Below are 13,309 nucleotides of genomic sequence, written 5' to 3' on the forward strand. Positions count from 1 at the left end.
ACCGTGTTGCAAAGTCTAATTGTACTGGCAGTCGTAGGTGCAGCTCTTCTATTAATAGCTAGACAAGCCTCGCTGGCTGTTTGGGCTATTAGTTATGCCATATTTGCATTACTGGTGATGAAATATGGTTCACCAGGGATTATCGCCACAGTTGTGCTATGGGCTATCTTTGCGTTATTTCTTTTCGGTACCATTAAGCCATTGCGAAGAAATGTCCTTTCTCGCCGTTTGTTTAAGACAGTGAGCAAGTCAATGCCCGCAATGTCTGCCACTGAGCGAGAAGCACTCGAAGCAGGGACGGTCAGTTGGGAAGGGGATTTGTTTAGTGGTTCTCCGGATTTTAAACGTCTTTTAAATGCTCCTGCAGTTAACTTAACGACTGAAGAACAAGCCTTTATTGATGGTCCAGTGGATGAACTTTGTCGCATGATTGATGATTGGGATATTACTCATGTCCGCACAGACATGCCTCCAGAGATGTGGCAGTTTATCAAAGAAAAGGGTTTTTTAGGGATGATCATCCCTAAGTACTACGGTGGTCTTGAGTTTTCAGCCACAGCGCAATTTACCATTTTAGCCAGACTCTATGGCCGATCAATAACTGTCGGAAGTACCGTTTCTGTGCCGAATTCTTTGGGGCCAGCCGAGTTGTTATTAAAATATGGGACTAAGGAACAAAAAGACTATTACTTACCTCGTCTTGCAGACGGTAGAGAAATTCCCTGTTTTGCATTAACAGGTCCGAATGCTGGTTCAGATGCTGCATCCATTCCTGATAAGGGGATTGTCTGTCGCCAAGAGTTTAATGGGAAAGAAGTTTTAGGTATCCGTTTAACCTGGAACAAACGCTATATTACGCTTTGTCCGGTGGCAACCGTCATTGGCTTGGCATTTCGTCTCTTTGATCCTGAAAATTTACTGGGTAAAGGAACCGATGTTGGTATCAGCTGTGCTCTTATTCCAGCAAATACACCTGGTGTCATTAAAGGTCGTCGACATTTTCCTCTCAATGCTGGCTTTTTGAATGGTCCAACACAAGGAAAAGATGTTTTTGTCCCTATTGATTATTTAATTGGCGGTGCTGCTATGGCTGGAGCCGGCTGGCGAATGCTAATGGAGTGCCTGAGCGCTGGGCGTGCAATTTCTCTTCCCTCAAGTTCACTTGGTGGTGCACAAGCTGCTGCCCTAGCCAGCGGTGCATATGCAAGGGTACGAAAACAATTCAATCAAGCTATTGCTAATTTTGAAGGCATAGAAGAACCATTAGCTCGTATTGCTGGTATCACGTACTTGATTGATTCTGGTTTAACCATGACTGCTGCGGCCATCGATCATGGAGCAAAACCTTCTGTGGCCAGTGCTATCCTGAAATATCATAGTACTGAACGATCGCGTCAACTGGCAATTGACGCCATGGATATTCATGGTGGCAAGGGAATTTGTTTAGGGCCAAATAACTATATGGGCCGAGGTTATCAAAGCACACCCATTGGCATAACGGTTGAGGGAGCTAATATTCTAACGCGCAGTTTAATTATATTTGGACAAGGCGCAATTCGTTGTCACCCTTATGTTTTCCAGGAATTGGAAAGCGTTCGAAAAAATGATCTTATTGCCTTTGATAAAGCGTTTTGGGGTCATGTGGGATTTGTATTGGCAAATTTAACCAGATCATTCATTTTTGCTTTTACTGACGGTCGTTTTACATTTGTACCTAAAAGTAAGGCGAAGCGATATTATCAACTTGTTTATCGCTATAGTGCCAATCTGGCTTTCTTATCTGACTTCTCCATGGCGATTCTTGGAGCAGAGTTGAAACGCAAAGAAAAAATGTCAGCACGTTTGGGTGATGTATTAAGTAATCTCTATTTAATTTCAGGTGTGTTAAAGCGTTTCCATGATGATGGAGAACCAGATGCTGATCTGCCTTTAGTTGATTGGTGTTGTCAAAAATTGCTGCATGAATGTGAAACTGCCATGTATGAGGTTATTGCTAACTTCCCAGTACACTGGGCTCGTATTGTTCTAAAACTCATCTTACAGCCTTTAGGTCGTCAACGTAACAAGCCTTCCGACAAGCTGGGTCATAGACTTGCTCATCTTCTCACAACACCAAATGAGTCTCGCACACGACTAACTCGGCTTGTTTTTGCAGAAGCCATTGAGAGTTGTCCTTTGGGTCGATTGGAGGCCGCTTTCCATAAAATCTGTGCTGTTGAAGAGCTTGAAAGAAAGGTCAGCCGTGCAGTGAAAGACAAGAGTCTTGTTAGCTTAACGTTGCTAGAGCAGATTGACGAAGCCGAAAAGAACGGTCTTCTTGATGCAAAACAAGCTTCTCTTTTGCGTGAAGCTGAAAAGGCTCGTCAGGAAGTCATCGCTGTTGACGATTTTAGTGATGATGAGTTACGAAGGCAACCTGCTGAGAAGGAGGTTAATTTGGAGAAAAAAAAGATAACTAGCCTCAGCGAAGATGATTTAGCGACAGAATTGGTATAAGAAGGAGGTCATTAGGGGCTGATGCATTTCATGAAATTTTCGAGACTGTTCATTGAACTGTGTCATTCCCGCGTAGGCGGGAATCCACTCGGGAATGGCATGAGACTTTAATCGGAATAGATCCCTGCCTACACGGGATGACACAGTTTGGTAAAAACTCTCAAATTTTCTAAGTTATGGTAAAAATCGTTCTTACCAATCAACACCAGCAACCTTCCATCAAAGAAGCAGTATTGGATCTTGCTTCAGGTAAGGTGTTATTGGATAAAAAGCAGGAAGTTGATTTTGAGGCTTTCAAAACCTTCGACTTCTGCCACCCTTTGCTTGCACACCCAAGACTGAGTTCCGCAACCAATGTTTATTGCTACAAATATAAAGACATGGAAGGTTTGCTCAGTACCGCAAAATATATTTATGCCACGCTAATTGCTAGCAGTGAGCCGATGCATTGCCAATTTGAGATCACACCGTCAGATGAATTTTTTACCCCTTTAAAGAAGGTGTATCGTATCCCATTCTCTCTCAATTATCGCAAAGCAGCTAAAAAAACAATCACCGTTAATCAATTCAATGGAATCGTTAGTCAAGCGTCGGGCTTTAAATTCGATTTTCATGATGGGTTAATAATTAAAGATAAAATATCAGTCAAAAACCTACCACCGGAGATTAATGGAGATGCACTCTTTGAAGAGAATGAAACCATTTATGAGTTACTAAACAAACCGGACGATTTTGAAACATATGAATTGCGATATATCAATAACTATATTGGGTTTGGTGTTTATGCAAAAAGGGCTATCAAAAAAAATCAGCCAGTAGCATTCTATCTTGGAGTAAAAACGACTCATCCTGAATTACATGCCTATTATTTTGGGCCGAAACATGATGCTTTACTGATGGGAACAGATGCGCAAAATTATAGTAATATTGCCCGGTTTATTAATCATGCTCCCAACCCAGATGACGCAGATAAGCAAAACTCATCTCTTCTTGAAGCGAATTTAATAACACAACGTCACTTACTCAATGGCATAGAAGTTGTTCTTTTTGGGGCGCAAAGAGATATAGCGAAAGGTGAGCAATTATTGATTGATTATGGCACTCGTTATTTTGAGCCTGGAGAGGCTTTCAGATTTACAACAAAAGAAGACTTACTTAACGCTAATCATCAACGTCTTTTTGATAAAAAGTGGGAAAAATTAAGTGTAATGAGGATCATGGCACAGCACGGTGTTTCTCAAGCCATATACGCCATCCTAAAAAGGCCAATCATTGCCTTGATCATCATTCTTTTAATCTGGTTGTTACTGCATTCTGAGCTTGCGGCAAGCGTGCATGAGTAAAGACAGGTATCTTCGTTAGCCTATAGCCCTCGATGATTTTAAGAGCATATAGTAAAGCCGCCATAAAAATACAGATAACAATATAGATAGCAGGTAAAATAAAATTATTGATTGAAAGCATACCCACACTTAGTACAACAATGGTCACAAGTCCCATATTAATAAAGTTCATGACAGCTGATCCGTGGGCTTTATCTGATGTGTTACTCATCGCAATGGTAGAGGCATTAGCAAAAACTAATGACAATCCAAAATAACAAAGCATCATGGGAATGAATATTGTTAATAATGCTGATATTTTTATTATCATAAATAAAGACATCATTATACTTCCAACTAAAATAATAAAAATCCCAGATGCAATAATGAAAGTGGGTTTATATAACTTTGATAATTGTGCAGACACAAGCGAACCCATTACCATGCCAAAAGAAGGAAGAAGATTTGCTGTTCCATAAATTGAAACATCCATATGCATCCTATTAATTGCAATAAAAGGGGCAAGTGCGGCAAATAAATATACAAAACAGGTTGCACCACCCATTAACAATCCGCCTGCTATTAATTGCAGATTTTTAAATTGGGTTATATACCCATTTATCAAATGATTCATTTTAAACGCATCAAAATCCAAATTTGTTCTTGTTTCAGGTAGTTTTGTCGCTAATAGTAACAAAATAACACCATAAACAGCACTGGCAAAAAACGTACTCATCCAACCAAAATGTGGACTTAAATAGCCTCCTATCATGACGCCCAAGCCTGGTGTGATAGCAAATGCAATCATGAGGTAGGATAGTTTTTGACTCGCGATGATAGGCTCATAGATTTCATTGACGAGTGTAAATGTCATCTTTAATCCAACACTCGATCCTAAAGCTAATAACAATCTTCCTAAAACTAGAATAGGATAACTATAAATAAACCCTGCGAATACACACAGTAAACTGCTTAATATTTGTAAAATAATTCCGGCATACAAAGCAGGTTTTCTTCCAAACCGGTTAGCCAATGGACCATATAATAGTTGCCCTATTGCATAACCAATTAAAAACCAAGTAATAGTTAGTTGCGCTGTAGTGTCAGAAATAGCAAAAAAGTTTGCGATAGCAGGCAATGCTGGTGTAAATAAAACAGCATTTACTGAGGCAAAGGAGATCATTAACAATAATGTCAGAAATGAAATGTGTGTTTTTTTATTCATAGCTTACCTCAAACAGTTCTTAGCAGTTTAATCGTTGACTAAATAATTATCAATATACTAAAATATTAATATATGTTGCATTTAAGTTAACAATAATGAGCAAATTAGAAAGAATAGCTACCTTTATTTCTGTAATAGAAGAAAACGGTTTCGCGGCGGCGGCTAGAAAAAAAGGGGTGTCAACAGCAGCCATTAGCCGACAAATTACCGCTCTCGAAAAGGAGCTTGGTGTTCAACTATTAAATAGAACCACGCGCCAAATTTCCTTAACTGAAATTGGCGAAGAGTATTTTCAGCAATGTAAAAAGGTATTAAGTGAATTACAGGAAGCGGAAAGTGCAATAACAAAAAGCAAAAATGAGGCAACTGGTGCCTTGCATATTATGGCGAACCGATATTTTGCAATCACCCATATATTACCTAGACTATCTGAATTTATGGAGTTAAATCCCAAAGTATGTATACATTTTCAATTAGCTGAACGATTTCCAAATTTAGAAAAAGAAGGTATTGATGTTTTATTTGGTGTATCCATTGAAGGCTCTTCTGAATTAGTACGTCGTCGTGTTATCACAACTCGCTACATACTATGCGCATCGCCTAGTTATTTAGAGAAATATGGAATACCAGAACATCCGTCTGATTTGGTTAAACATAGATATATTACTCATAGCATTCGCAAACCTAATAACGTTGTATCTTTCAAGAATGGAAAAGAGATTCATATTAATCCGACACTTTGGTTAAATGACAGCTATGCTATGCGTGAATGTGCCATACATGATATGGGAATAGTAAATTTGCATGACTACATGGTTACTGATGCTATTAAAAAGGGGGAATTAATTGAGATTTTGCGTGAATACCAGGAACCTCATAAAAATGTTTATCTTTACTACCAACAGAGTCGCTATTTACAACCTAAAATCAGGCGGTTTATTGACTTTTATACCAAGTAGAAGACGAACACATCAAATTAAGTGAGTCAGGCAAGTTGCTTGATAAAGTAGAATATCCATTTTATGGTCCAACAAAGATGAATATAAAATCCGATGAAAAAATAAATATTACGGAAACCTTAGTGCGCGAGCTGATTGCTGAACAATTCCCACAGTGGAGTCATTTACCTATTCGAGCTATAAAAAATGGCGGTTGGGACAATAGAACATTTCACTTGGGTAGCGAAATGTTGATACGGATGCCAAGTAGCGCCGAATACGCCGGGCAAGTGGAAAAAGAGCAAACGTGGTTACCCAAATTAGCTTCGCAACTTCCTCTTCCCGTACCCGTGCCTCTTGCGATGGGAAAACCCGATGAAATGTATCCTTGGAAGTGGTCTATTAATCGTTGGCTTCCTGGTGAGACAGCCGCTGTTGCTCCTATTAATGATTTGTGTGAGTTAGCAAAAGATTTAGCTCTATTTCTCAAGGTACTTCAAAGAATTGAATCAACGGGTGGACCTATTGCGGGCCACCAGAGTTTTTATCGCGGTGGTCATTTAGCAGTTTATGATTCAGAAACACGAAAAGCCATCGAAGACTTGAAGAACAATATAGATTTCTGTGCCGCAACAGAGATTTGGGAAAAAGCACTATCCACCTCTTGGCAGAAGCCACCCGTTTGGGTCCATGGCGATGTAAGTGTCGGAAACTTATTACTCTCTCAAGGAAAGTTAAGTGCGGTTATCGATTTTGGCCAACTCGCAATCGGTGATCCTGCTTGCGATCTTGCTATTGCCTGGACACTATTTGAAGGAAAAAGTCGAGGCACTTTTTTAGAAACACTAGAACTTGATCCAAATACTTGGGCACGAGGACGAGCTTGGGCTTTATGGAAAGCGATGATGTATCTTGTTAACCAACAAACCGACATGAATTTTGAGGCAAAAAGGGCATTGCGCACAATTAATGAAGTGATCGAGGATCATAGGCATGTGAGATCCACTCTACTTTGATTATTATTTCTTAGGTTCGTAAAGTGGATTATCAATATATTTATCCCCCTGATAAAGTGGATTGTAAGTTACTGAAGTAATAGCATGGGAACTAAAAAATAAATGGGGGTGGTATGAATTTTTTTTATTTCTATCCTTTGGTATATCAACAGTTCTAGAGTTTGTAGAAGAAATATTGCTAACATGTGGCAGCTTACTCGAAGAAATGATGCTTGATGTATCTTCACTAAATAAATTTCGACTTTTTAAAGTCTCCATTCGTTTACTGCAATAGGCTAAATATAAATTATGCTTTTTGCCCTGCATTCCATTACGCTTTTCTATTATTTTTTGGTACTCTTCCAACCATTTTTTGCGAAAATTTGGTAAATTTTTTAGGATGTTTTTATTGGCAGCGACAGTTTCTTCATCACCATTTTCTTTGGCAATCTTAATAGAGTCACTTAATATTTTTTTCAACGTTTTAACTTTGTATGTTGTTCCCTTATGTTTTATTTTTACTACGTCATCATTCTTTAACATCGCAACGATGATTTCATTGTAAAGACTAAATTGCGAATACCGCAAAATATGTGGTGATGGGAAAAATAAATTCGTATTCTTTATTTCTGAATTCTTCTGTTTTTTGTGATAAATAGATGCCTTCAAAGTAAATTGATTTAATTGCAGGGCGTTATTTTTTAAAAATTCTTTTATATACAATAATCCAAGGGTGCCACATGAAACTTTATCAACCTGTGGCACAGCCGCTACATAGGGTGAGATAAAATCACTTATATCTGCGCAAAACATATTTTTAATATCATTCTTATCAATGATAATTTCTCTGTTTAATGGCCAGTGGATGGGTTTAATGATTGTATTTTTATTGATAATAAATACTTCGAAATGAGCTGGTCCTATTCGCTTATTATTTGTAAAAAAGTAAATTGCAGTTTCGTTTTCTTTTAAATTCTTTTGAATAAATTCAATTTCTTCCAAAGTTTGTTTCTTATTTAGACATACCCCTAATTTACGCTGATTTAAGTCTTTTATTATTTCACTGAGATAATCATCAAATTTTTTCTTACAATTTAGATTGCTCAAGATTTGATTTAATTTTAGTTTTTTTTCTAAATCTAGTTTTTTTAAATGACCATATTCATCTAGATACTCGTCTTTTATTGCTAAATAGAGTCCTTCATAATATTCCTCGAACTCCGAATCTTTATCATTTTTTTTATTTAAATAATATTTACCAGGCAAGCTACCTTGAGGAGGAACCCAATAATTTTCTAAGAAAACTGCGTAATTGAGTTCTTTATTTTGATATGCATCAATCTCAAGTTGAATTTCAGCTTTGTTTTTCTTTATTTGCTCTGGGCCATATTCACTCGAACCGTTAACAATAAATTTGACATCAGCATTCAAATGATATTTGTTTTTGTAATGTAAGATAATAGGAACATAATCTTCGGCTCTTAATTGATAAGAATCATGACTATCTTGATCAAGAAATTTTTTTTTGTTGCCTGATGGCAAAAAAATTGTTCTCTTTACAGATTTCATTACCACTAAATCAGTCTCGTTTATAACTCTTTATTTTAAAATAGTTATAGCTATTTTTTATTTGCTATATTGTACTAATGATTGCTTAAGATTATCTTAATTAAGCGATGCTTTTTTAAAATAATTTCGGTGAGGAACGGGAAGTTTGCAAAAATAATACACTGCTAGCGGCAGGTATATAAAAAGATATCTGTAGCCAAAGATTAGAAAACTAATAATCAAAAGTAAATAGGATAGTGTGTACAATGCCGAGATTGGTTATTATCGAATACGGCATGGCTCCGATCGCTACAAATCTCCCAATAAGAAATAATGTTAACAAGTTTCGTTAACAATATATGGTTCTAAGTTTCTTCTGAAATCTCATCGGGCATGGTTACGTTAAGCTCAAGAACAGAACTGTCTCCTAAACGTTCCAGATTCACACTAACCTGATCCCGATTAATACGAATGTATTTGGCAATCACTGCCAAAATTTCTTCCTGAAGCTTTGGTAAATAATCGGGGGTGTTGCGTTGCGAGCGTTCGTGAGAAATAATGATTTGCAAACGCTCTTTAGCTACAGAGGCCGTACTGTTTCGTTTTCTTAAATAGCTAAATAGACTCATGCTGGAACATCCTCCTTGGTTTTACCGAACAGGCGGCGTAATAGCCCTTTACGCTCGCTATTAGTAAAACGCATAGGCCTGTTTTCTCCTAGAAAACGAGCTATTGCATCTTGGTAAGCCAGGCCTGCGTCGCTGGTTTCATCAAGAGTAACCGGTGTGCCTGTGTTAGAAGCTTTAAGCACTGCTTTGGATTCAGGAATAACACCGATTAGAGGAATCGCAAGGATTTCTTTAACATCCTCAACGGACAGCATTTCACCTTTTTCTACACGCTCAGGGTCATAGCGAGTGAGTAAGAGATGTTCTTGAATTGGAGCTTGGTTCTCCGCGGCTCGTTTTGTTTTACTCGCTAGAATACCTAAGATTCGATCGGAATCACGCACGGATGAAACTTCAGGGTTGGTTACTACGATTGCGTGATCAGCAAAATACATAGCCATAAGTGCACCGGTTTCGATACCTGCGGGTGAGTCACAAATAATATATTCGAACTCACTGGCTAATTCGGTCAAAACTTTTTCAACGCCGGCAAGCGTTAATGCATCTTTATCACGTGTTTGTGACGCCGGCAATATGTACAAATGTTGTAAACGTTTATCTTTAATCAGAGCCTGATTTAAATTGGCTTCGCCATTAATTACATGAATAAAGTCATACACAACGCGACGTTCACAACCCATGATGATGTCAAGATTGCGAAGACCAATATCAAAATCAATAACCACCGTTTTGTGACCGCGCATGGCAAGTCCTGAAGAAATTGCCGCTGAAGTAGTGGTTTTACCCACTCCGCCTTTGCCTGATGTGATGACGATAATTTTAGCCAACATTGACCCCTTTTCGTTAGTTGACAAGTTAAACATTTTCACTCAGTTTACACGCTATTGTTTGTGCAGTTCAAGTTCAATTAAGTGGTTCGAGAAAATAGATGGTTTTTATCAAACGATGTCATTCTCTCCTACGGAGATTCATCCTAATTAAAACCTTGCGCTATTCAGAATGGATTCCCTCTTACGCTAGAATGACATAGTTTATGAACCGTCTCGAAATTTAGGCCTTGTATTCTTTCAAGTAAGCAATATAATCGAACCAAATGGATAGAAAGCGCTCTAAAAGGATTTAATTTCCCTTCATTTCTGTGAGAATAATTATGAAATTAGCTTTAATTTGTATGGGAACTTTTATTGCTTGTAGTGCACATGCCTTGACTTTAGACATCTCTTACCCTGAAGGGATCCCACAGGGAAAAGTCACTACAAGTTATAATATTACAACTAAAAATGATGCAGGAGCTTTTAGTAATGTAGGTGGATCTACAACGTATAAAGATGTATATACGGGTCTTAATTATTTTGCCCAGAACCTGCAAAGATATAAGCCTGTGCAGGATAATAATGTAAATCATAATTTTATTGGAATTTCACTAGAGGGAAAAAGTAACAATTGTGTGATCAAGCAATTGCATAACTATCAGCTGATTAGACTCCAATTATTCAAAGATGGGCACTGTGTAAATTATTAAGTGTTTTTATAAGACAGTGCGTAGTATCGACCGATCATCGCACTGTTTTTGTTCATCAACAACATGGACGGGGTCCATGTCCCGATAATCCATATTTCTTCTGTGAAATTTATTTGTGGGATAGACTGTCGTGCATTTGCTTTGAATCTATCTCAGCATGTTGTTGCAGAGGCTTTTGTAATTGCTGTTTAAGCAATGCTAAATCCTCGGTTCTCGCTTTTTGTAAAGCAAGCATTGCATCTAGATCTTGCAGCAAGGAAAAAAAATAACCTCGGGATGTGAGGTTGGCTTTTTCAGACCATGATCGGCTTACTGCAAAATTAACACCTAATCCTGGGGTTGAAAACCAATTTACCCATTCCTCGTCTACTTCATTATAGAACTCAAGTGAGCGAATAAAATTTTCTTTTTTAAACGTCGGTGTGGAATCAAACGACTCCTCTGGATCACAATAATGTTGCGCCACATGGGCAGGGACCAATCTTTGTGTCTGGCCAACCTTGGTACACCAACACCGATCACGCATATGCCATTCTCTTACGTGAAAATTAGTTTGGTAATCGGTCAACGCTGCAATGATGGCAAAGTCATAGTGTTTCTCGTTATAGAGCTTACCGTTTAATTCATAAGTGATCCCTTTGGTTTCAATCTCGTCAAATTGCTTATCCAACGCTAATCGGATTGCCTCTCCCTGTTCATTGTGAGGTAAGCAGTTAAGCATCATGGGTGCCATGTAGCGAACATCCAGAGCCCATAAGGTGTATTCCCAAACGCTGGTGTTTCTAAAAACTCGCCCTGACTTATCGATGATCGTTCCTCTGGCCAGTAGCAACTCAGGGTGTTTTTGCAGTATTGTTTTTGCTTTGTCTTGATTACCTACGGTAACGGCTTGGTCCAAGCTAATGATTAGTCGCTTGTAATTTAATCGCTCTTGTTGGTAAGCGTTATAAAACAATGAACACGTTAAGACAAAGCTGTTGCTGTTTTCTAGTTGCTTCTTGTCTTCATCTACATGACGGCCAATCGTTGCAATGAGTTCATTAGGGAGCAAGTCAAATAAAGTTTGATTCTCTGGCGATTCAGTTCTTTTTTTCGTAAGCATAATTAATTTAACAATATGGATATGATTGGATCTTTTTGTGTTAAAAACACTGCATTCGCTCTGAATCTGGCTCTACATCATGCTGGTGCAGAGGCTTTTGCAACTGCTGTTTAAGCAATGCTAAATCCTCGATTCTCACATCACGTAGGGTGGTCATTGCTGCTAAATCATAAGCTACAAAGGCCATCTTGAAGCTGATCGCATAGTGGTAATACGCACGGAGTATTGCAAAATTAATACCTAATCCTGAGGATGAAAACCAAGTTTCCCATTTTTGGTTTATCTCATGGTGATTAAGCTGGAAATTGAGTGTGCGAGTAAATTCTTCTTTTTTAAATGTCGGCGTGGGATAGAACGACTCTTCAAGATCACAATAATGTTGTGCCACATGAGCAGGAACCAACCTTTGTGCTTGACCAACCTTGGTGCACCAACATTTCTCGGTTTCGTTTACAGCGTAATCTTTCAATGCCTCAATGATGGCAAAATCATAGTGTTTCTCATGATAGACCACACCTTCTAGCTCATAAGTTACTCCCTTGGTTTCAACCTCATCGAATTGCTTAACTAACTCTAATCGTATTGCCTCTCCTTGTTCATTGTGAGGTAAGCAGTTAAGCATCATGGGAGCCATATAGCGAACATCCAGAGCCCATAAAGTATATTCCCAAACGGAGATATTTTTAAAAATCCGCTTTGATTGATCTTTGATTATTCCTCTGGTTAGCAGTAACTCAGGGTATCGTTGCAGTATTTTTTGTGCTTTGTCTTGATCACCTGCGGTAACAGCCTCGATTAAGATAGGTTTTAATCTCTCTCGTTGATATCTTAATCGTTCTTGTTGGTAAGTGTTATAAAACAAAGAGTTAGTTAAGACAAAGTTGTTACTGTATTCTAGTTGCCTCTTATTCCCATCCACATGAGTACCAATCGTTGCAATGAGTTCATTGGGGAGTAATTCAAAGGGATTTTGCTGCTCTTCTAATTCATTTCTTTCTTGCATAAGGACTCACTTTGTGGGTTTCAAGCAACTTGTTATTAATTAATGACCAATGTGTGGGTATAGTATTCTCTATCGATCTGTAGAAAAAATTGATTATTCGTATGTGGGATATATAAAATTTTGATACGACAATAAAAACGCATGCTTGAAAGATTAACGTACTGCTACATTATTCACAGTATCTAGGGTTCAAAAACATTCTAACGCCGTGGACAAGCCACGGCATTGGATTATCAAAAAACTTGAGGTGGTATCGATATAGAGTGGGATGTTGAGGCTATTACAGCAAGTCTCGCACTCTAGATACGAGATAATTGTAATAAATTAGTACCACCCACTAGAGCCGCAACAAGCCATGGTGTAGCTGCCGCAGCCTCCGCAAGAAGACACGCCGCAACAATTAGAGAAGCCACATCCTGACATTACGGCTGAAGATCCCACTATAAGTAACAAAAATACTATTTTTTTCATGATAGCATCCTTGCGTAATTAATGTCATAAATATTATACACTTAGTTCTAATATTATT

General features: G+C 38.2%; 11 protein-coding genes. 5 read left to right on the top strand and 6 right to left on the bottom strand.

The window, feature by feature from the left end; translation table 11 throughout:
• The first annotated feature begins 3 nt into the window (after positions 1–3).
• Together CKV79_RS06255 and CKV79_RS06260 are read left to right on the top strand one after the other, a co-directional pair.
• Entirely contained in the window at positions 4–2,496 is a 2,493-nt protein-coding gene (locus tag CKV79_RS06255; RefSeq protein WP_028373117.1) for an acyl-CoA dehydrogenase, read from the top strand.
• Between the two features lie 176 nt (positions 2,497–2,672).
• On the top strand, positions 2,673–3,839 hold the full coding sequence (locus tag CKV79_RS06260; protein ID WP_028373116.1) for an SET domain-containing protein-lysine N-methyltransferase: 1,167 nt from the start codon (positions 2,673–2,675) through the stop codon (positions 3,837–3,839).
• Here the strand turns inward: CKV79_RS06260 and CKV79_RS06265 are convergent.
• Entirely contained in the window at positions 3,781–5,043 is a 1,263-nt protein-coding gene (locus CKV79_RS06265; protein WP_065236369.1) for an MFS transporter, read from the bottom strand. The genes CKV79_RS06260 and CKV79_RS06265 overlap by 59 nt on opposite strands.
• Positions 5,044–5,138: 95 nt before the next feature.
• Here CKV79_RS06265 and CKV79_RS06270 point away from each other — a divergent pair, with 95 nt between their 5' ends.
• Both CKV79_RS06270 and CKV79_RS06275 read left to right on the top strand, forming a co-directional pair.
• Positions 5,139–6,002 (top strand): LysR family transcriptional regulator, encoded by an 864-nt coding sequence (locus tag CKV79_RS06270; RefSeq protein ID WP_028373115.1) that lies wholly within the window; start codon positions 5,139–5,141, stop codon positions 6,000–6,002.
• Between the two features lie 77 nt (positions 6,003–6,079).
• Complete coding sequence (locus tag CKV79_RS06275) at positions 6,080–6,997, top strand: aminoglycoside phosphotransferase APH(3') (protein ID WP_028373114.1); 918 nt, start codon at positions 6,080–6,082, stop codon at positions 6,995–6,997.
• A gap of 3 nt (positions 6,998–7,000) precedes the next feature.
• Here CKV79_RS06275 and CKV79_RS06280 read toward each other — a convergent pair whose 3' ends face one another.
• From CKV79_RS06280 to minD, 3 genes are all read right to left on the bottom strand, one after another.
• Positions 7,001–8,545, bottom strand: coding sequence for a hypothetical protein (locus tag CKV79_RS06280; protein WP_028373113.1), 1,545 nt, complete (start codon positions 8,543–8,545; stop codon positions 7,001–7,003).
• A gap of 344 nt (positions 8,546–8,889) precedes the next feature.
• Complete coding sequence (gene minE, locus CKV79_RS06285; protein ID WP_028373112.1) at positions 8,890–9,153, bottom strand: cell division topological specificity factor MinE; 264 nt, start codon at positions 9,151–9,153, stop codon at positions 8,890–8,892.
• Positions 9,150–9,980 (bottom strand): septum site-determining protein MinD, encoded by an 831-nt coding sequence (gene minD / locus CKV79_RS06290; protein WP_028373111.1) that lies wholly within the window; start codon positions 9,978–9,980, stop codon positions 9,150–9,152. The genes minE and minD overlap by 4 nt, the downstream gene beginning before the upstream one ends.
• A gap of 323 nt (positions 9,981–10,303) precedes the next feature.
• On the opposite strand from minD, the gene CKV79_RS06295 reads away from it, so the two are divergent.
• Positions 10,304–10,675, top strand: coding sequence for a hypothetical protein (locus CKV79_RS06295; RefSeq protein ID WP_028373110.1), 372 nt, complete (start codon positions 10,304–10,306; stop codon positions 10,673–10,675).
• A gap of 109 nt (positions 10,676–10,784) precedes the next feature.
• Here CKV79_RS06295 and CKV79_RS06300 read toward each other — a convergent pair whose 3' ends face one another.
• Both CKV79_RS06300 and CKV79_RS06305 read right to left on the bottom strand, forming a co-directional pair.
• A complete protein-coding gene (locus CKV79_RS06300; RefSeq protein ID WP_028373109.1) occupies positions 10,785–11,777 on the bottom strand; it encodes a hypothetical protein in 993 nt (330 codons plus the stop codon).
• A gap of 40 nt (positions 11,778–11,817) precedes the next feature.
• Complete coding sequence (locus tag CKV79_RS06305) at positions 11,818–12,780, bottom strand: hypothetical protein (protein ID WP_028373108.1); 963 nt, start codon at positions 12,778–12,780, stop codon at positions 11,818–11,820.
• Positions 12,781–13,309: the final 529 nt, after the last annotated feature.

This window comes from Legionella lansingensis (assembly GCF_900187355.1).
Lineage (GTDB): Bacteria > Pseudomonadota > Gammaproteobacteria > Legionellales > Legionellaceae > Tatlockia > Tatlockia lansingensis.